Below are 23,480 nucleotides of genomic sequence, written 5' to 3'. Positions count from 1 at the left end.
CTTTCGGTTCTTTTACCCTTATCTTACCCCAAAGTGTAAACGTTTTCAATAAAGAATTTGTGAAACTTTTACCTCCGCTGCCGCCCCTAGGAACAAAACCGTATTTATATCGTACAAAATCAATCCGGGCAGAACCCAAACCCGTTCACTCCACGCCATCAACTTCCGGTAGGCCTCCACGAGGCGAATGAACGGATCTTCGTCGCCGCCGCAGTCAGGATGGAGCTCCTTGGCCAGAGAACTGAACCGGCTTTTTATCTCTGTCTGCCCCGTCTGCGGCGGGAGCCCCATTTGGGCCAGCAGCCGCGGGTCATAAACATGCGCTCCCGTCCCGGCGGGAACCTTCCGCCCAAAAACGGCGCAGAGATCGGCGTAAAATTCGGCCTGCACCTGCGAAACGCCTCCCGATCCATGGCACGGAGCGATACAAAAGGATACCGGACATCAGGTCCTCCCGTTGGAAAAATAAGCATCCCTAACAAGGCCTTTCTCAGGTGTATCGCTTCCGTACCGCAGCCTCAATTCCTCTTTTTTCAGCCGACGCGGCGCTCTTTTCAGCCTCACCTCGTCCATTTATCTCCCTCCCCGCCGTTTTTATCAGTGCAGCATCGAGAAGGCGAAAAAGCAACGGACCTTACAGCGCCGTTTTGTGATGTTCGGAAAACCGGATTTCTCTCACGCATCCCATTCCATCTGGTACTGACGGATTGCATTCAATGTCTGCTGATAATCCGCCGCCACATGCCCCATATACACCTCACTGTTATGGCTTTCCCCGTTTTGCAAAGCTTCCGCCAGCGCCTCACTGGAGGAAAAGAGCCTCAAGAGCCCCAGAACCTGGGCGCTCTCTTTCAAGATGTGGGCAGCCTGAAAAGCGGATTCGTAGTCATGGTTCTCAAAGGATCGCCACAGTTGCTCATAGCTTTGATCTTCCAAAAAACGAAGCAGGAATTTCTGCACCATCTGTTCGCTGTACAGCCGGGCTAACGTACCGCTGTAATCCCCTTCCAAAGCCTTATAGCATTGCTTCAACGTCATTGTTCGTCCTCTTCTTCCGCTTCAGCGCAAATAAACGCTCTCTTTCTGTCAGCGCCGGCCCTCGGAGAGAGCAGGCCCCGCATTGAGTCGTCATAAAAGCAAAACCTTCCCCGTCCGGCATTTTTGGCGGCGTAAAGGGCTTGGTCCGCCCTGTGAAACAGAACTTCATATTGTCTTCCCGCTCCAATCGTGGTCACAGCTCCCATGCTCACCGAAACGGGGTGCCCCTCATATTCCCGGGGCAGGTCTGCGAACACTCTTTTGACGATGGCGTCTGGATTCTCATCATACTGGACAAAAATCAGGAACTCATCCCCGCCGGCTCGCGCAGCAATATCGCTGCCTCGGATACGCTGCTTGAGCCTTTTGGCAATGTATTTTAAAACCCGGTCGCCGAAGGTATGTCCCCGTGTATCGTTGATTTCCTTGAACCGGTCCACATCTGCCATAAGCATCACAAACCGCTGGTCAGGATACTGCAAAAGCCGCTGCTGCACTTTCTCCCGGACCGCAGCCTTATTCAAAAGGCCGGTCAGCATATCGCAGGAGGCCCGGTACTGCCATTGGAGCATTTTGGTGTACTCTTCATTGATGTCCAAAAGCTTTCCGATGGCCCCCAGGAACTGAGACGGTTCTTCCTTGGACCAAAGCGTCCGGCAGATGACGCGGCACCAGCGCAGCTCTCCTTTCATCCGTATCTGGCAGTTGTGCTGAACATCCGGATGCTGGGGCGCAGTCTGGCGGACGGCTCGGCTCAACTGATGCAGGTTTTCCTCCCCCAACAGATCCCGAAACAGCTTATTTCCAGCGGGGTCCATGACCACTTTGTCCAGCCCCAGATAAGCGGCGCCCCAATCGGAAAAGCATATCATCGACGGCGTGACAGTATATTCGAATTGAACCTCCTTGGTCAGAGAATCGAAAAATCGCTTTTTATCCCGCTCCTCTTCCATCAGGCGAATGATCCGCTTCGAAGCCGACAGCCCATTATCTCGAAGCAGCTCAGCCACAGTGTTTTCCAGCTTCCAGCGGAACTCACGGCCCAGAAGATCAACCTTCCACTCCTGCCGCAGCGTTCCGGAGATATCGTTGAGGCATTCCAGCAGCAGGGGATTAAATTGACCGCACTCCCCGTTTTGGATCATCCGAAGGGCGGTTTCGTGTGAAAACGCCTTTTTGTAGACCCGCTCGCCAATCAAAGCTACGTATACATCGGCAATTGCCGCCGCCTGAGCGGCAATGGGAATTTTCTCCCCGATGAGCCCGTCGGGATAACCTCCGCCGTCATACCGCTCGTGGTGCCAGTGGCAGATTTCACAGGCAGTCTGGATGAGCGGTTCATCCTGGTAGAGAGGCAGCCGCCTGAGCAGGCGGGCCCCTGCCGCCGCATGGCTTTTTATCTGCTCAAACTCTTCCGGAGTAAGCTTTCCGGGCTTGTTCAGAATTTCGCCTGGAACAGATATTTTCCCAATGTCGTGGAGGACGGAGGCAGCGGAAATGATGGAAATATCCGCCTGGGACAGGGCATATCGGTCAGTCTTCTCCACCAGACGCTTGAGCAGCATCTCTGTGATGGTTTGGATGTGCATCAAGTGCAGGTCGCTTTCACCGTATTGGAGCTCGACAATATGGCTGAGAATGCCCACCATGAGATTGCTGGTCTTTTCTTTTTCGTAGATCTGGTCCGCGATCAGCTGTACAAGCTGTTTCTGCTTGGCGCGCAGCCTCAGGGTATCCGCCACCCTCCGCCGAACCGCCTCCGCCTCAAAAGGACGCCTGATATAGTCAGATGCTCCCAGCTCGTAAGCCCGTTCCACGCAGACAGGGCTGTTTTCCGCCCAAATCACGATAATCGGCACCTGTTCGCCCCAGCGGTGCTGTTTCACGGCCGTCAGCACCTGGAAGCCGTTCATTTCCGGTGCCACGATGTCCAGCAGCACCAAATCGACACCTGCCTCCATATCCTGCAGGGCAGCCACCGCCTCCAATCCGTTCTTCGCCTCAATAACAGTGTATTCTTCCTCCAACATGGCGGCCAAAATGAAGCGGTTCATCTCTGAGTCGTCGGCAATAAGGATTTTCTGTTTGTGGCATTTTTCTTTGTCTGTCATATGTTTCATCCTTTAGGTTATTTCAGTCACCGTTTGGTAAACAGTTCCTCTAATATGCAACAGAGCTGTTCCATGTCAATGGGTTTTGAGAGATGGGCGTTCATGCCCGCCTGTTCAGTGCGGGAAATATCCTCAGCAAAGGCATTGGCCGTCTGTGCTACAATGGGCACCGCCCTCGCGTCGGGACGGTTCAAGTTTCGGATAGCCCGTGCCGCCTCACAGCCGTCCATCTCCGGCATCTGCATATCCATCAGGATTCCGTCAAAGAACCCAGGTTCCGATTTTTCGAAAGCTTCTACCGCTTCTCTGCCGTTGGCGGCGGGAGTCACCTGTGCTCCTCTCATTTTTAAAAGTTCGGCTGTAATTTCCATATTGAGGGGATTATCTTCAACCAGCAATATATGCCTGCCCTGCAAAACATCCGCCGCCGCTGAATTTTGCTCCTCGGTTTCCGGCAGCGCCTCGTAGCTTCCTTTATATGGGAGCTTCTGCCGCGCGTAATCGGAGCCTTTGGTCATCTCATACTCGCCTTTATCTACATCGACGCGGTATATGGCATAGTAGGAGTTGCCCAGCACCCTGATGGTGTCGTTGGTCCGCTCAATGGTCTTGTTCAGACGGCCTTCCCGCAGCCAATAGGCCACTGACGCCGTTAAAAATACAACCATGAGGACAGCATACCAGGTGACCACCACCCCCATTCCTTCCAGCAAAACCGCACGCGGCACCGAAAGGATGGAAAGCCAGCCGTTTGGCATCTGGTAGTAATAAAGGCCGCGGGCCTTACCATTTAAATCCCGAAAGGATTCCTTTCCGTTTTCCAGCTGCTCTCCGGTACTTGCCTTGTAAACAACGCTTTTGACGTAATTTTCCATTGCCGCCTCGTCCACGTCAAACGGCGCGCTGTAAAACAGGAGATTTCCGCTGGAATCGCACAGATAGTAAGCTCCGTCCTCTATCAAGGACAGATTCTTATGGTAGTGCTCAAAGTTTTCGGTAAACAGGTCGATGACAATGATGTTTCCGCTTTTAGGGCTGGCCGCCGCCACTGTGACCACCTGTCTGCCAGTGACGCTCTTGTAGGCATCGGTAAAAATCACCTGGCCCCGGGCGTCTATGGCCTGCTGATACCAGGTAGCTTGTCGAAAATCGTACTGCTCTATCCCCTCAAAAGGCTGGGAGGCGATGATTTTTTCATCCACGATGGCGTAGAAAGTGATGTTGCCTTCCCCTGTGGCATCTGCCGCCTTCTGGAAAAAATCGATCATCCAGCTTTCTATCTTTTCATAGGAGGCGCCGGCGGCGGTGTAATCCTCCAAGTAGGTCATTCCCATGCGAATGACATTTTGGTAGATCTCAATATGGTGCTGCTCGTCGGAGGCATAGCTCTGAGCCAGATTCTGTCCCATACGCGCCGCGTTTTTCAGCAGAATCCGCTGAGATCCCCACAAGCCGGCGACTGCAATCATCGCCAAAAGCACCAGCACAAAAAAGGTGAAAAGGCGATATCTGGCTGTAAGATGCCCCTGCTCCGTTTTTTGCTTCATCTGTTCTCCCTCCCGCTTTCAATCTGTCTGAGCATTGCGCCGTCAGGTGATCTGTCTGCAAAATAATTCTTTGATGCTAGTTAATTTCCCTGTGGTGAACAGGCGCTGCAATAGGCCCCGTGTAAGCAGCCACCTAGAATCCGTATTCTTCTCCCCCTGGTCATTCCACTTGCATTTTCTGAAGAGTCTTTCTCCTGCTCAGAGAAGCCTCGCCAGAAATCTCGCCTATAGGCCGCCTATGGCGGCTCTGTCGCATTTTTCGACAAATTTTTCTCCAGTTGGCAAAAAAACTCACATTTTATTTTATTATAATAGAAAGCACCATCTCAAACAAGATACTATCTGCACACGTATACACATAGTATTGAAAAAAATTTTTAAGTAGTGTATAGTATTAAGTAATCTGTCCAAACAGACCCCTTGTCCGGGATCCGTCAAACCGCTGGGCATCTGATTTGCCTCACGTCTGAGGAGCCTGACCGCGCTTATTCCGCAGGATATACAGCTCTGTACCTAAACAATTTCTATGAAGAAACTCGGCCTGCTGGGTTTAAAATCCAGCTATTAAGAACAAGGAGGCCTCCCCTTGGAAGAAAAAGCCACGCGATTTTCTTACGTGTACCAAAACTTGAAAGAACGGATCCTCACCGGGCAGCTCCAGCCGGGGAGCCGCCTTTCCTCCAGTCGGAAACTCTGTCAGGAATACCAGGTGGGCATCCGCACCATAAATGAGGTATTAGACGCCCTGAAAAAAGAGGGCCTGATCAAAGTTGAACCTCGAAAAGCCCCCGTGATCTGCCAAAAAGGGACTGTGCTGGAACCAGAGGCGGCAGTCTTGGCAGTCCTGGCCGCAGAGGACGACGTGAGACAGGTCTACCAGACCATGACGCTGCTCCTTCCACAGCTTCTGACCTTTTCCTCCTGGAACTGCCCTGTGGAAGAGCTCCCCTACTATAAAAAGGCCATGAAGGTGGACCGGATGGGCCTGGAAGTGGGAGGCTGGCGAGCGGTGTCCGGCTTGTTTCAGGACGTGCTGCACCACAGCGGGAACCCTCTTTTTGCTGACGTGTACTCCGCCATCGAGCTCCACGGCCGCGCCAACTTTTTTATCGAAGACCAGTATCCTTTCACCGGCCTCACACTTCGCACTACCTCCCCCATGGTCACAGAGCTGATCGCTATGCTCAAAGGCCCGGATCCGGTGCAGAAATACCGCAAACTCACCGCCATGTACGAAAATCTTGCCAGCCAGGTAGACAGCAGCCTCCATCTGCTTCGAAGCTCCTTTCCCGACTGTCCCACAGGCGGTGGTTCCTGCTTCGAGTGGAATCCCGTCCGAGGCCGGGACCACTATTACACCCGCATCGTGCGGGATCTGGTAAATAAAATCGGCTCTGGAGCCTATAAACCCGGCAGCTACCTTCCCCGTGAAGCGGACTTGGCTAAGGAATACGGCGTTTCCGTTTTCACAGTGCGCAATGCCCTGGCCCAGCTGGGACGGTTGGGTTTTGGAAAAACCTATAACGTAAAAGGCACTATGGTCACCATTCCAAATGATTCCACAGTGCTCTGCACTCTGCAAAACCAGGTGAGCAAGCAGGACACCCTTCTTTACATCTACGCCCTGCACTTTCTTTCCCTTGCCATTGGCCCCAGCGCGCGGCTGGCTGCTCCCCTTTTCACAGCAGAGGAAATAAAGGAGCTGGTCCATCGATTTAAGGATTCCGCCGCCATCCCCCTGGGAGATATTTATGACCTGCTGCTGAACCATTTGCAGCTGGAACCACTCCGGACGATTTTCTCAGAGCTCAGAAGGCTGGTGCAATGGGGGTATTACTTTGCCTTTTACCGCATCAAAAGCGGCAACATCGACAAGCTGAACAAAAAGGCGCTTGAAGCTCTCCAAAGTCTGCAAAACAGTGATGTCACAGGCTTTGCCGACGGCCTTTCGGAATGCTACTGCCTGATTCTAGACACGGTGCGCCAGTTCGTCGTGGAAAAATACGATCTGCGGGAAGCGCTCAATCTCCGCATCCCCAAAATCGTCCGGTCCTGAACCGGTGAGGAAAGGTATTTTTCCAGTAATTGCCGTTTTACTAGCGGGCGATATGCCATTCCCAGCGGCTTCCGCCAAATTACCGGACCGTCTCCAAAAACCGGCGCTTTAATTATCACTGATAGAAGGATGTTGACTCGGTTAAAATCATTCTTGGAACAAAAATAAAGAACCAGTCAATGGCCGGTTCTTTATTTTCTGGCTGGGGTGGAAAGACATCGCTCCGGTTCAAATTCTTCTTGGAATACAAAAACAAAACGCCGGTCAAAAACCGGCGTTTTGTTTTGGCTGGGGTGGAAGGATTTGAACCCTCGGAATGGCGGAACCAGAATCCGCTGCCTTACCACTTGGCGACACCCCAATAAAAGAAAAATGGCTGGGCTAGATGGATTCGAACCATCGGGATGCAGGAGTCAAAGTCCTGTGCCTTACCGCTTGGCTATAGCCCAATATGTGGGGTGGGTAATGAGAGTCGAACTCACGACCTCCAGAGCCACAATCTGGCGCTCTAACCAACTGAGCTATACCCACCATATTGGCGCGCCCATCAGGACTCGAACCTGAGACCTACTGCTTAGAAGGCAGTTGCTCTATCCAGCTGAGCTATGGGCGCAAATAAAATCCGCCTCAAAAGACGGATTGGAGCGGGTGATGGGAATCGAACCCACGCGACCAGCTTGGAAGGCTGGGATTCTACCATTGAACTACACCCGCAAAAGGGACAACCAAGGCAGTGCTGCCTTTTTCTTTGCTGCCAGACTTCTTCGGCGAAGGGATGCCGGTCCTGTTCAGCAACAGGTAATATTATAACAAAAGGCTCGATGTTTGTCAATAGTTTTCCCTTAATTTTTCCACTTCTTTGTTTTTGGCGGTAAAAGCCCTGATTTCCGGGAAAAAACGCTGTTTTTGCTCCAAATTTTCCAAACCGGAAACGGATTTTTTCATCTTTTGGGAAACAAGCTGTATCCCGGCTGCGGATGAAGGCGGCAAATATAGCTCAAGCTTTTTTAGTATGGCGGAAAATTGGAGTTCTATGCAGAAAATTTTTCTGATAAATGTAGGGGCGGCTATCAGCCGCCCCACCAAAACGCAACAGTGAAACCACGGGCGGCCGATGGCCGCCCCTACTGGTGGAATATAAAAACAGGTTTGCTTTCCATAACATTATAGGCATTCTTCACCATCAATCAGATATTGATAAGAAACTTTAAAATATTTAGCGATGATTTGGATTTCAAAATCATTTACATACCTTTTATTTGTTTCTATCCTTGTTATAACGTCTTTTTCAACATTCAACCCGAGAAGCTGCAATTGAACCGCCAAATCTCTTTGGGAAATATCATCCCTCGCCCTTAATGCTTTTAATTGAGGCCCAATCAGGTTTTTCTTCCCGTTTCTGCTTTTAGGCTTTGACATATAGCACCTCTTTTGTCTCATTTTTTGCACTTTTTCTTGATTTTAACAAAAAATAGTGGTATAATCGGTTGTAAAAGTGAGACAAATAAAATTTAAGTGCGCTTAAAAAGAAAAATACCGAACAGCAATAAACTGTTCGGCTTACTCTTCACCATCAATTAGATACTTATATGAAACATCAAAATATTTTGCAATTATTTGAATCTCAAAATCATTTACGCATCTTTTGTTGGTTTCAATTCTCGTGATAACGTTTTTATCAACATTTAATCCCAAAAGTTGTAATTGATGTGCTAAATCTCTTTGTGAAATATGATTTTGAGCTCTTAAATCTTTGAGCTGGGCTCCAATAAGATTTTTCTGTTCAGGTTTGCTTTTAGATTTTGGCATCTAATCATCTCTTTTTTGTCTCATTTTTTGCACTTTGTTTTATTTTACCCTATAATAAATTTTAATCGGTTGTAAAAATGAGACAAAATAAAATTTTAAGGAGTTATAATACATGAGTTTTCTGACTTCTAGGGCTGCAACCTGCTGTATCATCGGCCGCCCCGACCTTCCTCCCGGATACCGAGCCACGCTGGAACACGAATTCGATAATCTCATCGCCCACGGGGTGACCTGTTACCTTTTTTTCGGGCTGGACATCTTCGAACGGCTCTGTCTCAAGACCCTGCGTGTCCTTCAGCAAACCTACAGCTATATCCCCATTAAAGCCGTTCTTCTCGGGACCGACATCAATCTGCTCACCAAGTCGGAATACGACTTCGACGCCGTAATTTGCCTGCGGCCCGAATCGGACCCGTCCTTTTCCGTCAGCCGCATCGCCATCGAACATTCCCGGTTCATGGTCTACTTCCAGCTCACCGACTTCGGCGGGGCGCAAAGCGACATCATTTACGGCGAGGGGCTGGGCCTGCGTCCCATCAACATCGCAATCCGCAAAAAACAAAACGACAACTCCTAAATGCGCTTCGTGCGGGAACTTCCCCGCGGAATTGTGCTTCACTTATGGTATAGCCCCCGGCAGACTGGAAAACTCCGTCTGTCGGGGGACCTTTTTAGACGCAAAAACCGCCCGGAACGATTTGTTCCAGGCGGTTTGTTTCGCTTCAGCACTAAATCATCGAAACGATGATATCCTTTTCGTCGGCGCTGACGAAAATTTCTTTTTTGTTCTTCATGGTGGAGATGACCAGCATGGAAATCTTGTCTTCCACCTCCCGGCGGATGGTGCTCCGAAGGTCTCTCGCGGCGAATTTGCCGTTTTGGGACTTGTCGGCCAGCACTTCGAGCGCTTTTTCGTCGTACTGGAGGCCCAGACCCAAATCTTCGAGAGGTTTGCGCATTTCCTCCAGCATGAGCTTGGCAATGTCTTTGAGATTGTCGCGGCTCAACGGGTTAAAGACGACGATTTCATCGACCCGCGCCATAAATTCCGGCCGCAGGAAGCTCGAAAGGCCTTTCATGGCCTTTTCCTTGGTCACGGCCTTCGCGTCCTTGTTGAAGCCCACCACGCCGCTCTTGTCGTTGGAGCCGGCGTTGCTGGTCATGACGACCACCGTGTTCTCAAAATTGACGGTGCGGCCCTGTGCGTCGGTGATGCGGCCCTCGTCGAGGATTTGCAGGAGGATGTTCATCACGTCGGGATGGGCCTTCTCGATTTCGTCGAACAGCACGACGGAGTAGGGGCGGCGGCGCACCTTTTCGGTGAGCTGGCCCGCCTCGTCGAAGCCCACGTAGCCGGGGGGCGACCCGACGAGCCTTGAAACGGTGTGTTTTTCCATGTATTCCGACATATCCACCCGAATCAGCGGGTCCACTTTGTCGAACAGCCCTTCGGCCAGCACCTTGACAAGCTCTGTCTTACCCACACCGGTGGGGCCGACAAAGATGAAGGAGGCGGGGCGTTTTTTCACATTGAGCCGCACTTTGGAGCGGCGGATGGCCTTGACGACGGCTTCGATGGCCTCGTCCTGGCCGATGATTTTCGCTTTCAGTTCGTCCTCCAGCTCCTGGAGCTTTTCGCCCTCGTTGCGGCTGACTTTTTCCGCGGGGATGCCGGTCCAAAGCTCGATGACCTTGGCCACGTCCTCCATGGTGACTTTCACGTCTTTGACTTTCGGCTCCAGCTCCTTGAGCTGTTCCTTCACCATGATGATCTCGCCCTTAGTCCTGGCGATGGCTTCGTAGTCGGGGTTTTCAGTTACGGCTTCCAGTTCGGCTTCGGTGTCATAGAGGCCCTTGAGCCGCTTATTGAGCTTCTCGCAGTCGGTGAGCACCGTGCTCTTGATGGAAGCGCAGGCCGCCGACTCGTCTAAGAGGTCGATGGCCTTGTCGGGCAGGAACCGGTCGGTGATGTACCGCTCGGACAGGTTGGCGCAGGCGTTGACGATCTCGTCGGGGATGAGCACCTTGTGGTGGTTCTGGTAGTATTCCCGGATGCCCTTTAGCACCTCAATGGTCTGGGCGATGGTGGGCTCTTCGATTTTCACCGGCTGGAAGCGGCGCTCCAAAGCGGAATCCTTCTCGATGTGCTTGCGGTACTCGCCGAAGGTAGTGGCGCCGATGACCTGGATTTCACCCCGGGACAAAGCGGGTTTCATGATGTTGGCGGCGCTCATGGAGCCTTCGGAATCGCCGGTGCCGACTAAGGTGTGAACCTCGTCGATAAAGAGGATGACGTTTCCTTTGGCCTTCACCTCGTCGATGAGGCCTTTGACCCGGCTTTCGAACTGGCCCCTAAACTGGGTTCCGGCCACCAGAGCGGTCAGGTCGAGAAGGTACACTTCCTTGTCCAGCAGCCGAAAGGGCACGTCCCCGCTGACGATTTTCTGGGCGATTCCCTCGGCGATGGCGGTTTTGCCCACGCCCGGCTCACCGATGAGGCAGGGGTTATTCTTCTGCCGGCGGCTGAGGATTTGCTCCACCCGATAAATCTCGGCGTCACGTCCGACGATCCGGTCCATCTTATGTTCTTTTGCTTTTTCGTTTAAGTTGGTGCAGAAGTTGTCCAAATACTTGCGTTTCTGGCGATCCTTGCGGGACTCTTTTTTGTTCTGGGTGCGGGAAGTGCGGGGCTCCTCGTCGGGAATCTCGACGGGCAAAGCGGAATCGTCAAAATTCTCCTCTTCCTCCCCCGCCCCGTCCTTGGGGGTGATGTTCCCGAACATCTTCTGAATAAAGGGCGGCATGGTCTCAGCTCCGCCCAGCTCGAACATATCGTTATCAAGGTTATCCAGCTGCTCGTCAAAGTTGTCGAGATCCTCCTGGGTGATGCCCATGCTGTCCATCATCGACTTCACCTGGGGCAGTCCCAGCTCCGACGCACATTTGAGGCAGTAGCCTTCGTTGACCATATCCTTTCCGTCAAATTTTGCGACAAACAACATTGCCGGCCGTTTTTTGCATTTACAGCACAACATATCCATGTATCGTGGTTCCTTTCCGTTTCCCTCAGCGGGAAACCCGGCGGCCCGCTGTCCGGGCGCCTATTTATGATACGGGACAGGCCCGTTTTCAGCAGATTTTCACTTTTTAGGGAAAAAATTCACCTGACAGCAGCAGGCGGCCTTTTTAGAATTCCCCTCTTATCATTATAATGCATCTTTTCTTTTAATAATCTCTTTTAAGTAAAAAATAAATGACAGAATGATGAAGGCGGCGGGGATGAGAGCCAGGGTAAACAGCAGGCTTTCCGGCATCTTGGGGAAGATGAGCGCCGCGCAGAGCAGGGCGTAAAGCAGGATCGTCGTCACTTTGCCGTACCATTTTGCCGGGATGGAATTGCGCCAGCTTTTGAGGAGAGCGAGGCCGATGACGGCCAAAGCCAGTTCCTTCACCACAAAGATGAGAAACAGCATCAAAACCGCCCGGTGGCTCACCGAAAGGCAGATGATAACGGTAAACATGGTGAGCTTGTCGGCAAGGGGGTCGAGAAACTGCCCCAACGGGGTGATTTCGTGGAAGCGCCGGGCGAAGTACCCGTCCAGCATGTCGGTGAGGCCCGACAGGAGCAAAATAATGGCCGGCAGGTAAAAATAATTTTCCGGTACGAGAAAATAGGCGGCCGCGAACACCGGCACCAAAATCAGGCGCACGATGGTCAGCGCGTTTGGCAGGTTCATAGAACAGCATTCATCCTTTCGGGCAGAATCAAATAAAGGCCGAAAATCCGGCGGGAAAACGGAAGCGGCTGGCTCTCCACGGTGCATCGCGAACTGTAGGCAGCATACGAAGCGCCGTCCACCGCGATTTCACGGAAACTTCGGTTTGGGCGGGCGCCCGCCGCCTGCAAAAGCCCCGCAGTTCCGAAAAACAGCGGGAAATCCGACACAAAAAAGGCGGTTTCAGGCGGCTGCCGGCCCAGCGGCTAAACCGGGAGCAGGCCGAGGGCGCTGAGCCCCAGGTCCCCCAGGCTCGCTGAAACGCCGCCGATAGGGTTCCAGTCGTAAATAAAATGAAAGAGATAGGTCTTCGAGATGGCCTCGTTGTTGAGGTACGGGATGCCGTCCCCAGTGACGCCGATGAGAAGGTTTAACGCCATCACCACGATGAGGATGACCACAGCCGCCTGTACAAGGCCCAGAACGCCGCCCAAAAGCGAGTTCACCGGCCCGATGAGAGGAATATGGCGCACCCCCCGGAACACTTTGGAAAGCGACCGGACGATGACCATGATGGCAAAGAACAAAAGCAGGAAAAACAGCGCCTGCAAAAGGGTGTATATAATGGGATAAAGCATCTGGTCGGCAATGGTGGCGCTCACCGAATCGGCGGCGCCCGCGAGGGTGCTGCCGAACTCTTTGGTCAGGCCTTCCATCCCCCCGAAAAAGGTGGTGACAAAGCTTCTGAGCAGTTTGGGCACCGATTCCAGCACCGCCCCAATGGAGGCGGTCACGTCGGCGGAGGCGGCGGAATTTTGCAGCGCGTCGCTCACCGACTGGACAAGCTTTTGCCGGATAAAGAGCTGGTAGGTGGTCTCAGCCAGCGCCCGGCTGCCGATATAAGCGCCGGCAAGGGCCAAAACATATCCCACCACATGGACCAGGGTGGACAAAAAGCCCTTGCGCCAGCCGTGGCCGAAATAGTAAATTATTGCCGCAACAAGCAGTAGATCGAGAATAATTGCAGTGATGTTCATGGCGCGCTCCTTTCTCGGTTTCATAAAAATGCAGATGACGGAAAACGCCTTGCGCGGACGTGTCACTTCTGTCAAAAAAGCCCTTGGGCCGCCCATAGGCGCCGGAAGCGCCTGTTTTGGAGGGCGGCTGCCGTACCGGTAAACAAACGGCTTCCGCCTTTTTGCCGCGGGCTTTGTATATCAGGACGCGGCCGGCTGGGGGGCGCTGTTTTCACCCTCGGAAGCAGGGGAGCTTTCCTCCGCTTTTTCCGGATCTGCGCTCATCACGTCCAGAGAGTTGCTGCTTAAAAGGTAAACGCTCCCGCCGATGGCCTCGATGCCGTAGACGTCGTTTGACACCTTGAGGGTCCCGGTGGCCGAAAGCTCCCGGTCGAGCACCGTGATGACGCTTTTGCCCAGCACGAAGAGGTTTTTCCCGTTGTCGGAAACATCCAGCACCTCGCCTTTTAGCGTGGCGACCTTCTCCGTCTCCCCGTCGGTCATCAGGATGGAACAGGACACCGAGTTTGTGTCGGTGGTGAGGACGTAGGTGCGGTCGTTTGTAAAATGGTACTGATAAAGGCCGTTTGCATAGGCCGCCGTCCGCTGGGAGGAAAAGTCCTTGGAGACGATGCCCACTCCCACGTCGGTGACAAGGTGGATCTGGCCGTTTTTCTTGTAGTCGAGAGCCACCGGCAGAGCGCCGCTGAAGGTGATGACCGCCTTTGCTTCCTCGCTCTGGCGCTTCAGGTCGATGACGTAGAGCTTCGAACTGAGCACCCCGCCCTCAAAGCCCACACAGGCCACCGCCAGATACCGGTCGTCGGGGGAGATGGCCACGTCGGCGATCTGTTCCGACGCCGAGTACCACTTTAAGATTTCCTCGTTCCCCTTGCTGTAAACAGTGACGCTTCCGGCGTAACGGGCCTCCTTGGTGACAATGGCGTAGCTTCTCTTTTCGCTGATGGTGCCGGTGAGGATGGTGTTCTCCATCCGGCTGTTCAGGTGGAGCCCCGAGCCGCTGTCAATGCGGTAGCCGTAGCCGCCCCGGTCATAGGTGAGGATTCTCCCCCCCGCCTGCCGGACCACCGGGTTTGTGAACCGGTGGTTGAAGTGATGCCCAGCGTTTCCGCCGCTGTAAAGCATCTCCTCCTCGTTTGTCAGCAGTACCAGGTTGTCCCCCGACTGGCTGATGGACAAAGGGGTGATGCCGGTGAGGGAAACAGGAAAGCTCTGGCTCAAAGTGCCGGTGCCCTCGCTGTCGCTTGAACCCTTGGCGCTCTCCATAAGGCCCTGCAAATCGTAATTTTGGTAGAAATAGATGCCCACGGCCACTCCCACGAGGATGACGACGACAGTAAGGCCGGTAATCAGGCGGTTGCGCCATTTTTTCCGCTGTTTTTTCCGGCGGTATTCTTCGATGTCGTAGGTCTTTGCCTGTTTTTCCGGAGTATTGTTCTCTTTCTTCACAGTCTTCTCTCCCAAACACCCAAAATTTCTTGTCCTTGGCGCTTTTGCGCCGTCCCGCTGGGAAATTTTCCGCGGGAATCCTGCATTAGGGGCTTTTTGGCCCCCGCGCCCGCCGCCGCGAAAAAATTCCGTCCGGCGGAGAATGTATGATAAAGCGCTCTTTTTTGCGCTCAATTGTCAACTTCAGTACTGTAAAGTAATTCTACTTCACAGGATTTTCCTCTCCAAACGGAGTGTAACTGACCCAGTTGAGGTAGAGCCCCGCCGCCGGCGCCGTAATCCCCGCCTGTTCCCGGTCGAGGGAGGCGAGGACGCGGGTCACATCCCCTTCTTTGAGCTTCCCCTCCGCAGCCAACAGCAACGTCCCAACCATGATGCGCACCATGTTGTAGAGGAACCCGTCCCCCGCAACCCGAAATTCAATGAGGTCCCCTTCTCTATGGACGCCGGCCCGGTAGATGGTGCGGGTGTAGTTTTCGGTGGGTTTGGCCCCGGCGCTGCAAAAGCCGCGAAAGTCGTGAGTCCCGATAAATTCTCTGGCACAGCGGTCCAAAAGTTCCGCGTCCACCGGGTATTTGACTTGATAGGCCCGGTCCTGCAAAAAGGGGTTTTTCACCTTGCTGTTCCAGATTTTGTAGACGTATTCTTTCCAGCAGACGCTGTACCTGGCGTGAAAATCCGCCGCTTTGTCCGGCGGGATTTCCGTGCAGGACAGCATGGCGATGTCCCCGGGCAGGCAGTTGTTCAAAGCGATGACCGCCGCCTCCGGTGGGATTTGCAGGGCCGTCTCCATGTGGAAAAAATACTGGCTGGCGTGGACGCCCGCGTCGGTGCGGGAGCATCCCACGATGTCCTCCCGCTTTTTAAAGACCACTTCCACCGCGTCCTGCACCACCTCCGCCACCGACAGGGCGTTTTGCTGCACCTGGTAGCCGTGGTAGCGGCTCCCGTCGTAGGCCATTTCAAACAGCAGTTTTCGCATAGTTTCCTCCCTCAAAGCTTTACCCGTTGCACCGGTTCGTATTTCCCGCCCCACTGCCGGTACCAGGTGGGAACCGGGTTATCCATGTTGTCAAACCAACTCAGCACGTCCTCGGCCTGCTTCATCATGGTATCGACTTCCTTTTGTCCAAAAGGAATCGCCCAGGGGACGGAGGACAAGGTATTGCTGGCGATATAAAGGCACAGCAGCCTGAAAAACGCCATGGGCGGCTCCCCGCCGAAGTACCCGTCCAGCTGCCCCGCGGCGAAAGGCGGGCTTGCCTGTCCGCACCAGACGATGCGGTTGAACTCCTCCCAGGGGTCGCCGTAGTCGAACCGGTCGAAGTCGATGATAAAAAGCTCCCCGTTTTGGAGCATCATGTTGCCGATATGGTAGTCCCCGTGCTGGAAGCACTGGGGGCGGTTTTGGAGCAGTTCCCGATTTTCTTCAATGTATCGGATCAACGCCTCTCCCCCGTTGATTTTCAGGGGGCATTCCCGGTACATCTGGATTTTCCGGTCGGCCTTCCGGTTAAACCGGGCGTACCAGTCCTCCTGATTGTCGGGCGCCGGAATCGAATGGATTTTCCGGAGGATTTCCCCCGACTGTACCCCCAGCTCGTATTGTTCCCTTTCCGGCAGCAGGGGGATTGCCTCCTCGGCGTCGGCCCCGTCGATCCAGGTTTGGAGGGTGCAGGCCCCTTCTTCACAGAGGCCGAACTCCAAAGGCCGGGACATGGGAACCGACAGCGCGGCGACCCGCTCCATGGCCTGAAACGTGGCCTTGGCCCTCTCGTACCGCTCGGCAGGGGAAACCCGCAGAAGATACCGAGAGCCGTCCTCCTTGGTCACCTCAAATTTTTTGTCCCCGGACCAGCCTTTTTCGACGGGAATGATGGATACAAAGTGAAATTCGGTCATGGGAGCCTCCGTTTTGTTCACACTAAATCACAAACGGCAAAAAGTGGTTTAACAGCACAACCGCCGCGATTCCCACCGCCATGACAAACGCCGCCGCCCAGTCCCGGAAGCTCAGATGGAGCTGCCGCATCCGGGTGCGGCCCTCGCCGCCGTGGTAACAGCGGCATTCCATGGCGAGCGCCAGTTCCTCTGCCCGGCGGAAGGCCGAGATAAACAGCGGAATGAGGATGGGAATCAGCGCCTTGGCCCGCTGCATGATGCCGCCGCTTTCAAGGTCCGCTCCCCTCGCCTTCTGGGCCGACATGATCTTATCGGTCTCTTCGATGAGGGTGGGGATGAACCGCAACGCGATGGACATCATCATGGCAAGCTCGTGAACGGGGAATTTCACCACTTTCAGCGGCTTTAACAGCCGCTCGATGGCGTCGGTCAGGGTAATGGGGGACGTGGTATAGGTTAACAGCGAACTGCCCGCGATGAGCAGCACGATGCGCACCGCCATGGTAAAGGCGGTGTAGAGCCCGCCGGTGGTGAGGCGAAAAATCCACCAGTGGAAGAGTTCGGTCCCGCCGGAGATGAAAAACACGTTCAAAACGGCGGTGAAAATCAAAATGGGGATGATGGGTTTTAAGCTTTTGCCGATCATCCGCACCGGGATTTTCGCCACCCAGTAGCAAACAGCCAGCAGGATTGCCGCCAGCAGGAACCCCAGCGGCTGGTTCGCCAAAAATAAGAGCACGATGTAGCCGATGGTCAGTAAAATCTTCATCCGGGGGTCTAACCGGTGAACCACCGATTGCCCCGGGAAATACTGCCCGATGGTGATGTCTTTAAGCACGGGGGAACACCCCCTTTTCTTCGAGGGCCTTGAGGATTTTCTTTTTGGCGTAGCCCACGGTGTAAACGTTTTTGGGCACGTCCAGCCCCTCGTCCCGAAGCCTGTGGAACACGTTCGTCACTTGGGGCACCGCCAGCCGGATGGCTTTTAATTCGTCGCTTCTAGCAAAGACGTTTTCCACCGTGTCGTAGGCGAAAACCTTCGCCTCGTTCATGACGAGGACCTTGTCGGCGTAGTTTGCCACGTCCTCCATGCTGTGGGAGACGAGCAAAATGGTATTCTGCACCTTGTCGTGGTAGGCCTTGATCTGATCGAGAATCTTGTTGCGCCCCTTGGGGTCGAGGCCGGCTGTCGGCTCGTCCAGAATGAGCACCTTCGGCTCCATGGCGATGACTCCCGCGATGGCCACCCGGCGCTTCTGCCCGCCGGACAGCTCAAAGGGGCTTTTTTCCAGGAGTTCCGCCCGCAGGCCGACAAACTCCGCCGCCTCCCGGACCCGCTTGTCGATTTCTTCTTCGGAGAGGCCCATGTTTTTCGGCCCGAAAGCGATGTCCTTATACACCGTCTCCTCAAAGAGCTGGTACTCGGGGTACTGGAACACCAGCCCCACGTTGAAGCGCACAGCCCGGAGCCTGCTCTTATCCGCCCAGATGTCCTCCCCGTCCAGGGTGATTTTCCCCGCGGTGGGTTTTAACAGTCCGTTGAAATGCTGGATCAAGGTGGATTTTCCCGAACCGGTATGGCCGATGACGCCGATGATTTCGCCGCCCTCGAAGGTCAGGTTCACGTTGTCCACCGCTGTTTTCTGAAAAGGGGTTCCCTGCCCGTATACGTAGGTCAGGTTCTCCGTCTTGATTACCAAATTCCGTTCTTCCTTTCGCTTGGCTTCGCCGCCGGGAATGGGTTCAATCAGCCGCAAAACGCTTTGCTGCCGTCCTTCGGCCGCCCTACCCCGCCGTTTGTAAGAGGTTTTTCAGCACCTCTACGCATTCGTCCTCGGTGAGCACGTCGTCGGGGAGGTCTAACCCCTCTTTCTTCAGCTCATAGATCAGTTCCGTCACCTGGGGCACGTCGAGGCCGACGGATTTTAGAAGCTCCACCTGGGGGAACACCTCTTTGGGCGTGCCGTCCAAAAGGATTTTCCCGTCGTCCATGACCACCACCCGGTCGGCCTTGACCGCCTCGTCCATATAGTGGGTGATGAGGATGACGGTAGTGCCGAAATCCCGGTTCAACTGCCGGATGGTCTTTAAAACCTCCCGCCGGCCCTTGGGGTCCAGCATGGCGGTGGGCTCGTCTAAGACGATGCAGTCGGGCCGCATGGCGAGGATGCCCGCGATGGCCACCCGCTGTTTCTGCCCACCGGAGAGCTGATGGGGGGCGTGCTCTCGATATTCGTACATCTCCACCTGTTTGAGGGCTTCGTCCACCCGGCGGCGAATTTCAGATGGCTCCACGCCGAGATTCTCCAGGGCGAAGGCCACGTCCTCTTCTACAATAGTGGCGACGATCTGGTTGTCGGGATTCTGGAACACCATGCCCACGTGCTGCCGGATTTCAAAGAGCTTCTCTTCGTCGGAAGTGTCGATGCCGTTGACGAAGACCTTTCCGGTTGTGGGCAGGAGCACCGCGTTAAAGTGCTTTGCCAGCGTCGATTTGCCGGAGCCGTTGTGGCCTAAGACCGCCACGAACTCCCCCTGCCCGATTGTAAGGTTCAGGTCCTTGAGGACGGGAACGCGGCTGCCGCTCTCCTCGTCCACGTATTCAAAAAAGAGCCGTTCGGCTTTGATATTTCGTTCCATAACGTCCTTTCCGGGGCTACCCCTGCCTGTAAAAACAATCCTTCTCCCACGTCAGCGGGTTTGTGTCGATATATTCCCATATCTTTTGGTATTCCCGTTCGTTTCGAAGGATGCGGTCGTGTAAAGATTTTTGCCAAAACGAGAAGCCTATTTGTTTGGTGACAGCGCCTTTCATTTGGTTCACGACAGTCGATGTTGTAGGGGCGCGCATGGCGCGCCCGTCATCCTGTTGCAACATCAAAATCAAATGGATATGATTCGGCATAACGCAATATTTATCGACCCGAATACAAGGATAATGTTTCGGAATCTCCAAAATTGCGGCATCCACCACCAGACCATACTGAGACAATGGGGCGGTATCTCGCGGGCGCGCAGTGCGCGCCCCTACATTCCACAGCAGTTCTTGTTTTTCCACAACGCATATCGTAACAAAATACGCCCCGTTTTGGCTGTAATCGTATCCGGTTAGCCGGTTTTTCTTCCGTTTGGGCAATTCCATTTTCTGACCGCCTGTATATTGTTTTCTTATCGGGCGGATATGGAATCCGCCCCTACACCATTCGATTGCAAAACGCTCACTTGTTTATCTCCCCGCTCATCCAAAAAGCGGTGGAGCCGCAGGGCAGCGTCAGTCCCGATTGCTGTACCGGAAGTCCGATTTCGTCGGCGGAAACGGTACCTTTCCGGCCCTTCCCCACCGTCACGCCCAACAGATAGGCCATGACCGACGGCGAAAGCCCGGTGGTGTAGGAATTGAGGGCCACAAAGAGCGGATTTTCGGAGAGAACTCCCGCGCAGAGGTCCAAAAGCCCGTAGATTTTTTCCTCCAGCTGCCAGACTTCGCCCGACGGGCCGCGCCCGTAGGACGGCGGGTCCATGATGATGGCGTCGTACCGCCGTCCCCGCCTCAGTTCCCTTTGTACGAACTTTTCGCAGTCGTCCACAATCCAGCGGACGGGCTTGTCGCTGAGCTCCGATAGCTGGGCGTTTTCCTTCGCCCACTGGACCATGCCTTTGGAGGCGTCCACATGGCAGACGGAAGCGCCTGCTTTGAGACAGGCTAAGGTCGCCCCGCCGGTATAGGCGAAGAGGTTCAGCACCGAAATAGGCCGCCCGGCCTTGGGAATCCACTCGATAAATTGGTCCCAGTTGACGGCCTGCTCCGGGAAAAGCCCGGTGTGCTTGAAGCCGGTGGGGGAAATCTTAAAGCGGAGGCCCTTGTAGCCGATGTCCCAGCTTTCCGGGTGCTTTTTGTAGACCTCCCAGCGGCCGCCGCCCTTGTCGGACCGGTGGTAACGGGCGTTTGCCTCTTTCCAGAGGGAGTTTTGTCTTTCAGTATCCCATATAATCTGCGGGTCGGGCCGAATGAGGGAAATGTCCTTCCATTTTTCCAGCTTCTCGCCGCCTGATGTATCAATTAATTGATAGTCTGCCCAGCTATTGGCAATTCTCATGGAGTTTTTTCATCCTTCCAAGGGTAATTTACAGCAGTGTCTGCCCGTTTTTGTCCAGCCCCAAGTGCTTGTAGGCCAGCGGCGTCACGCAGCGGCCTCTCGGCGTGCGGGACAAAAAGCCCAGCTGCATCAGATAAGGCTCATACACGTCCTCGATGGTGACCGTCTCCTCCCCCAGCACGGCGGCGATGGTCTCAAGCCCCACCGGCCCGCCGTTATAGTGGGTGATGATGGTCTGAAGCATCCGCCGGTCGATGTTGTCGAGGCCTAATTTGTCTACTTCCAGCCGGTTCAACGCGGTGTCGACGATTTCCCGCGTCACCGTGCCGTTGCCGATGACCTGAGCGAAGTCCCGGACCCGCTTGAGCATCCGGTTGGCGATACGGGGAGTCCCCCGGGAGCGCTTTGCCAACTCCATAGCACCTTCCTCGTCGCAGGGAATACCTAAAATCCCAGCGCTCCTCACGATGATCTGACAAAGCTCCTCCGGCGAGTACATCTCCAGCCGCAGCAGCACCCCGAACCGGTCCCGCAAGGGCGAGGTGAGCTGTCCCGCCCTCGTCGTCGCCCCGACTAAAGTGAAGTGGGCCAAATCGATGCGGATGGAACGGGCCGACGGGCCTTTGCCGATCATGATGTCTAAAGCAAAGTCCTCCATGGCCGGATAGAGCACCTCTTCAACGGCTTTTGAAAGCCTGTGGATTTCGTCGATGAACAGCACATCCCCGGGACCGAGATTCGTCAGCAGCGCCGCCAAATCGCCAGGCTTTTCGATGGCCGGGCCGGAGGTGATCTTGAGGTTCACGTTCAGTTCGTTGGCGATGATCTGGGACAGGGTGGTCTTGCCGAGCCCCGGAGGGCCGTAGAGCAGCACGTGATCTAAGGCTTCGCCCCGCTGTTTCGCCGCCTCAATGTAAACGGACAGGTTTTCCTTGGCTTTTTCCTGCCCGATGTATTCGCTTAAAGTCTTGGGGCGGAGGGAGAACTCCACGTCCGCGTCCTGGTTGTTGTTATAATCGGGGGCGGTGATCCGGTTTTCCAGATCCATCTCCCCGTTTTCGAGCTGTGACTCAAACATGTGTAATCCCCTTTTGGTCGTATCTTTCGGGCGCTCCGGCCCCCCGGTTGATCGGTTCTTTACGGCATTTTCTCTCAGAGGAAACCGCCGCGCGCATGGGCTTTTGCCTGTCCGCAGCGGCTGTTCCCTGACTTCGCGTCAAACGTCCGGGCACCGGCGCGTCCGTTTCGACGGATGCGCCCCGCGCTGTTACAGCTTGCCCGCCAGCGCCTTGAGGCCGTGTTTGATCAGTTCCTCCACCGGCAGGTTCGGGTCGAGCCTCGTGACCGCCGCGGCGGCCTCCCCCTGCCCGTAGCCCAGCACCACCAAAGCGGAGATGGCCTCCGACGCGTTGGAGCCGGTGGGAAGGTCGAAGCTGGGCACATCGGCGATGCCGCCGGCCACCTGCTCCTTGGTGATTTTGTCTTTCAGTTCCAAAATAATCCGCTGGGCGGTCTTGAGCCCCAGCCCCGGCGCCCCGGCGAGAGTCTTCGCGTCCCCCGACGCCACGCAGAGGGCAAACCGCTCCGGCGTGACGGTGCTGAGCACCGATAAAGCCGCCTTGGGGCCGACTCTCGTCACGGTGATGAGCATCCGAAAGCAGTTTAATTCGCTCTGGTCGCAGAATCCGAACAGGTCCAGCATATTTTCGGTGACGTGGAGGTAGGTATAGAAGGTGACCTCCGCCCCCTGTTTCGGGAGCCGCGAAATGGTCACCGCCGAGGTGCGGATGCCGTACCCCACGCCGGCGCACTCGACGACGGCGAAATTGTTTTCCACATGGGTCAAAATTCCCCGGATGCTGTATATCATGGAAATCTTCCTTTCTGAACACGGCAGGGAACGCACCCTGCAAAATTTATATTGAAACGTTCCGAAATATTTCTTCCAATTATTTCCTGCTCATCGGCGGGCGACCGATGGTCGCCCCTACCGCATCTTTTTTAATCCTGCTGGATACTGTTGTGAGCCCGCCCACACTTTTTAAGCTTTACGAAACCAACCACTCTACCTCATCCCCAACAATTCTTTATTAATGCGGCTAGGTGCGGTGTGAGCGTGGCAGATGGCGATGGCAAGCGCATCGGCCACATCGTCGGGCTTTGGGGTTTTCTGGAGGCAAAGGATTTTCTTCGTCATCTCGATGACCTGCTTTTTCACAGCCCGCCCGTAGCCCACCACCGCCTGCTTCACCTGAAGAGGAGTGTACTCGTAGCAGGGAATCTGGGCCTGTTTTGCCGCCAGCACGATGACGCCCCGGGCCTGGGCCACGTCGATGGCCGTCTTTTGGTTGGAGTTGAAAAAAAGCTTCTCCACCGCCATGGCCTCGGGCTTGTACACGTGGATGAGCTCCATGAGCTGATCGTAAATCTCTGAAAGCCGCTCGGAAAAATCCATGCCGGCAGGGGTGGTGATGGCTCCATATTCGATGGTGCGGAAATTCCGCCCGTCATATTCGATGATGCCGCAGCCCACAATGGCGTAGCCGGGGTCGATCCCCAGAATCCGCATGGTTTTTCCCCGCCTTTCTTCCAGAAACAGATGTCGACAATCCGCCGCTCCCATTTCAATGCATTATTAGAATATTATAGCACAATCGTTTTAATCTGACAAATCTTTTTTGCAAATATTGGCTTTCTGCACAACGCCGAAAAGTGCGA

23 protein-coding genes and 5 tRNA genes are annotated in these 23,480 nt (G+C 54.5%); 2 read left to right on the top strand and 26 right to left on the bottom strand.

Translation table 11 applies throughout. The annotated features are described in order from the left end of the window. Window positions 1–45: 45 nt before the first annotated feature. From H8710_RS09305 to H8710_RS09290, 5 genes are all read right to left on the bottom strand, one after another. Complete coding sequence (locus tag H8710_RS09305; RefSeq protein ID WP_249295230.1) at window positions 46–390, bottom strand: J domain-containing protein; 345 nt, start codon at window positions 388–390, stop codon at window positions 46–48. Between the two features lie 54 nt (window positions 391–444). Further along, the gene (locus H8710_RS13390; protein WP_283242825.1) at window positions 445–573 is read right to left on the bottom strand and encodes a hypothetical protein; all 129 of its coding nucleotides are present in this window, start codon (window positions 571–573) and stop codon (window positions 445–447) included. A 102-nt stretch (window positions 574–675) separates the two neighbouring features. Then, window positions 676–1,038, bottom strand: coding sequence for an Hpt domain-containing protein (locus tag H8710_RS09300; protein ID WP_249295229.1), 363 nt, complete (start codon window positions 1,036–1,038; stop codon window positions 676–678). Next, on the bottom strand, window positions 1,035–3,149 hold the full coding sequence (locus H8710_RS09295) for a GGDEF domain-containing response regulator (protein WP_249295228.1): 2,115 nt from the start codon (window positions 3,147–3,149) through the stop codon (window positions 1,035–1,037). Before H8710_RS09295 ends, H8710_RS09300 begins: the two co-directional genes overlap by 4 nt. Before the next feature lie 26 nt (window positions 3,150–3,175). Next, window positions 3,176–4,696, bottom strand: a complete 1,521-nt coding sequence (locus H8710_RS09290) for a response regulator (RefSeq protein ID WP_249295227.1) — start codon at window positions 4,694–4,696, stop codon at window positions 3,176–3,178. A 586-nt stretch (window positions 4,697–5,282) separates the two neighbouring features. Between H8710_RS09290 and H8710_RS09285 the strand changes: the two genes are divergently transcribed. Continuing rightward, on the top strand, window positions 5,283–6,752 hold the full coding sequence (locus H8710_RS09285) for a GntR family transcriptional regulator (protein ID WP_249295226.1): 1,470 nt from the start codon (window positions 5,283–5,285) through the stop codon (window positions 6,750–6,752). Window positions 6,753–7,037: 285 nt separating this feature from the next. On the opposite strand, the gene H8710_RS09280 is transcribed toward H8710_RS09285, so the two are convergent. The 7 genes from H8710_RS09280 to H8710_RS09250 all read right to left on the bottom strand — a co-directional run bounded on the left by H8710_RS09280 (window position 7,038) and on the right by H8710_RS09250 (window position 8,561). Beyond that, a tRNA-Gln gene (locus H8710_RS09280) sits at window positions 7,038–7,113 on the bottom strand. A gap of 12 nt (window positions 7,114–7,125) precedes the next feature. Next, window positions 7,126–7,201 (bottom strand) — tRNA-Gln (locus H8710_RS09275). 5 nt (window positions 7,202–7,206) lie between these two features. Beyond that, window positions 7,207–7,283: transfer RNA gene (locus H8710_RS09270), tRNA-His, on the bottom strand. A gap of 5 nt (window positions 7,284–7,288) precedes the next feature. Continuing rightward, window positions 7,289–7,365 (bottom strand) — tRNA-Arg (locus tag H8710_RS09265). Between the two features lie 27 nt (window positions 7,366–7,392). Beyond that, window positions 7,393–7,466 (bottom strand) — tRNA-Gly (locus tag H8710_RS09260). 450 nt (window positions 7,467–7,916) lie between these two features. Then, window positions 7,917–8,171 carry a helix-turn-helix domain-containing protein gene (locus H8710_RS09255; RefSeq protein ID WP_249295225.1) on the bottom strand — a complete coding sequence of 85 codons (255 nt, stop codon included), beginning with the start codon at window positions 8,169–8,171 and terminating at the stop codon, window positions 7,917–7,919. A 141-nt stretch (window positions 8,172–8,312) separates the two neighbouring features. Next, a complete protein-coding gene (locus H8710_RS09250) occupies window positions 8,313–8,561 on the bottom strand; it encodes a helix-turn-helix domain-containing protein (RefSeq protein WP_249295224.1) in 249 nt (82 codons plus the stop codon). 112 nt (window positions 8,562–8,673) lie between these two features. Here H8710_RS09250 and H8710_RS09245 point away from each other — a divergent pair, with 112 nt between their 5' ends. Further along, window positions 8,674–9,138: a hypothetical protein gene (locus H8710_RS09245; RefSeq protein WP_249295223.1), complete on the top strand. Its 465-nt coding sequence runs from the start codon at window positions 8,674–8,676 to the stop codon at window positions 9,136–9,138. Window positions 9,139–9,289: 151 nt separating this feature from the next. On the opposite strand, the gene H8710_RS09240 is transcribed toward H8710_RS09245, so the two are convergent. The 14 genes from H8710_RS09240 to ruvC all read right to left on the bottom strand — a co-directional run bounded on the left by H8710_RS09240 (window position 9,290) and on the right by ruvC (window position 23,331). Beyond that, the gene (locus H8710_RS09240) at window positions 9,290–11,596 is read right to left on the bottom strand and encodes an ATP-dependent Clp protease ATP-binding subunit (RefSeq protein WP_249295329.1); all 2,307 of its coding nucleotides are present in this window, start codon (window positions 11,594–11,596) and stop codon (window positions 9,290–9,292) included. Window positions 11,597–11,767: 171 nt separating this feature from the next. Beyond that, window positions 11,768–12,298 (bottom strand): CDP-alcohol phosphatidyltransferase family protein, encoded by a 531-nt coding sequence (locus H8710_RS09235; RefSeq protein ID WP_249295222.1) that lies wholly within the window; start codon window positions 12,296–12,298, stop codon window positions 11,768–11,770. 245 nt (window positions 12,299–12,543) lie between these two features. Continuing rightward, complete coding sequence (locus H8710_RS09230; RefSeq protein WP_249295221.1) at window positions 12,544–13,314, bottom strand: CvpA family protein; 771 nt, start codon at window positions 13,312–13,314, stop codon at window positions 12,544–12,546. Between the two features lie 180 nt (window positions 13,315–13,494). Next, on the bottom strand, window positions 13,495–14,763 hold the full coding sequence (locus tag H8710_RS09225; protein WP_249295220.1) for a DUF5711 family protein: 1,269 nt from the start codon (window positions 14,761–14,763) through the stop codon (window positions 13,495–13,497). A gap of 202 nt (window positions 14,764–14,965) precedes the next feature. Further along, window positions 14,966–15,745, bottom strand: a complete 780-nt coding sequence (truA, locus tag H8710_RS09220; protein WP_249295219.1) for a tRNA pseudouridine(38-40) synthase TruA — start codon at window positions 15,743–15,745, stop codon at window positions 14,966–14,968. An 11-nt stretch (window positions 15,746–15,756) separates the two neighbouring features. Next, window positions 15,757–16,665 carry an aminoglycoside phosphotransferase family protein gene (locus H8710_RS09215; protein WP_249295218.1) on the bottom strand — a complete coding sequence of 303 codons (909 nt, stop codon included), beginning with the start codon at window positions 16,663–16,665 and terminating at the stop codon, window positions 15,757–15,759. Between the two features lie 22 nt (window positions 16,666–16,687). Then, on the bottom strand, window positions 16,688–17,503 hold the full coding sequence (locus tag H8710_RS09210) for a CbiQ family ECF transporter T component (RefSeq protein ID WP_249295217.1): 816 nt from the start codon (window positions 17,501–17,503) through the stop codon (window positions 16,688–16,690). After that, window positions 17,496–18,416, bottom strand: a complete 921-nt coding sequence (locus H8710_RS09205) for an energy-coupling factor transporter ATPase (RefSeq protein ID WP_249295328.1) — start codon at window positions 18,414–18,416, stop codon at window positions 17,496–17,498. Before H8710_RS09205 ends, H8710_RS09210 begins: the two co-directional genes overlap by 8 nt. Window positions 18,417–18,450: 34 nt before the next feature. Further along, window positions 18,451–19,305, bottom strand: a complete 855-nt coding sequence (locus H8710_RS09200) for an energy-coupling factor transporter ATPase (RefSeq protein WP_249295216.1) — start codon at window positions 19,303–19,305, stop codon at window positions 18,451–18,453. A gap of 16 nt (window positions 19,306–19,321) precedes the next feature. After that, window positions 19,322–19,807 (bottom strand): transposase, encoded by a 486-nt coding sequence (locus H8710_RS09195; protein WP_249295215.1) that lies wholly within the window; start codon window positions 19,805–19,807, stop codon window positions 19,322–19,324. Window positions 19,808–19,883: 76 nt separating this feature from the next. Next, window positions 19,884–20,762 carry a class I SAM-dependent methyltransferase gene (locus tag H8710_RS09190; RefSeq protein ID WP_249295214.1) on the bottom strand — a complete coding sequence of 293 codons (879 nt, stop codon included), beginning with the start codon at window positions 20,760–20,762 and terminating at the stop codon, window positions 19,884–19,886. Between the two features lie 28 nt (window positions 20,763–20,790). Continuing rightward, entirely contained in the window at window positions 20,791–21,810 is a 1,020-nt protein-coding gene (gene ruvB, locus H8710_RS09185; protein WP_249295327.1) for a Holliday junction branch migration DNA helicase RuvB, read from the bottom strand. 219 nt (window positions 21,811–22,029) lie between these two features. After that, on the bottom strand, window positions 22,030–22,632 hold the full coding sequence (ruvA, locus tag H8710_RS09180) for a Holliday junction branch migration protein RuvA (RefSeq protein WP_249295213.1): 603 nt from the start codon (window positions 22,630–22,632) through the stop codon (window positions 22,030–22,032). A gap of 195 nt (window positions 22,633–22,827) precedes the next feature. Beyond that, on the bottom strand, window positions 22,828–23,331 hold the full coding sequence (ruvC, locus tag H8710_RS09175; protein WP_249295212.1) for a crossover junction endodeoxyribonuclease RuvC: 504 nt from the start codon (window positions 23,329–23,331) through the stop codon (window positions 22,828–22,830). Window positions 23,332–23,480: the final 149 nt, after the last annotated feature.

This window comes from Fumia xinanensis (genome assembly GCF_014384905.1).
Classification (GTDB): domain Bacteria; phylum Bacillota; class Clostridia; order Oscillospirales; family Ruminococcaceae; genus Fumia; species Fumia xinanensis.
The sequence above is the reverse complement of the archived record's forward strand: the minus strand, read 5'-3'. Positions and strand labels throughout refer to the sequence as shown.

Coding starts and splice junctions, on each gene's coding strand:
- H8710_RS13390 (WP_283242825.1), bottom strand. CDS start 573: ATGGACGAGGTGAGGCTGAAAAGAGCGCCGCGTCGGCTGAAAAAAGAG.
- H8710_RS09300 (WP_249295229.1), bottom strand. CDS start 1,038: ATGACGTTGAAGCAATGCTATAAGGCTTTGGAAGGGGATTACAGCGGT.
- H8710_RS09295 (WP_249295228.1), bottom strand. CDS start 3,149: ATGACAGACAAAGAAAAATGCCACAAACAGAAAATCCTTATTGCCGAC.
- H8710_RS09290 (WP_249295227.1), bottom strand. CDS start 4,696: ATGAAGCAAAAAACGGAGCAGGGGCATCTTACAGCCAGATATCGCCTT.
- H8710_RS09255 (WP_249295225.1), bottom strand. CDS start 8,171: ATGTCAAAGCCTAAAAGCAGAAACGGGAAGAAAAACCTGATTGGGCCT.
- H8710_RS09250 (WP_249295224.1), bottom strand. CDS start 8,561: ATGCCAAAATCTAAAAGCAAACCTGAACAGAAAAATCTTATTGGAGCC.
- H8710_RS09245 (WP_249295223.1), top strand. CDS start 8,674: ATGAGTTTTCTGACTTCTAGGGCTGCAACCTGCTGTATCATCGGCCGC.
- H8710_RS09240 (WP_249295329.1), bottom strand. CDS start 11,596: ATGTTGTGCTGTAAATGCAAAAAACGGCCGGCAATGTTGTTTGTCGCA.
- H8710_RS09235 (WP_249295222.1), bottom strand. CDS start 12,298: ATGAACCTGCCAAACGCGCTGACCATCGTGCGCCTGATTTTGGTGCCG.
- H8710_RS09230 (WP_249295221.1), bottom strand. CDS start 13,314: ATGAACATCACTGCAATTATTCTCGATCTACTGCTTGTTGCGGCAATA.
- truA (WP_249295219.1), bottom strand. CDS start 15,745: ATGCGAAAACTGCTGTTTGAAATGGCCTACGACGGGAGCCGCTACCAC.
- H8710_RS09215 (WP_249295218.1), bottom strand. CDS start 16,665: ATGACCGAATTTCACTTTGTATCCATCATTCCCGTCGAAAAAGGCTGG.
- H8710_RS09200 (WP_249295216.1), bottom strand. CDS start 19,305: ATGGAACGAAATATCAAAGCCGAACGGCTCTTTTTTGAATACGTGGAC.
- H8710_RS09195 (WP_249295215.1), bottom strand. CDS start 19,807: ATGGAATTGCCCAAACGGAAGAAAAACCGGCTAACCGGATACGATTAC.
- H8710_RS09190 (WP_249295214.1), bottom strand. CDS start 20,762: ATGAGAATTGCCAATAGCTGGGCAGACTATCAATTAATTGATACATCA.
- ruvB (WP_249295327.1), bottom strand. CDS start 21,810: ATGGATCTGGAAAACCGGATCACCGCCCCCGATTATAACAACAACCAG.
- ruvA (WP_249295213.1), bottom strand. CDS start 22,632: ATGATATACAGCATCCGGGGAATTTTGACCCATGTGGAAAACAATTTC.
- ruvC (WP_249295212.1), bottom strand. CDS start 23,331: ATGCGGATTCTGGGGATCGACCCCGGCTACGCCATTGTGGGCTGCGGC.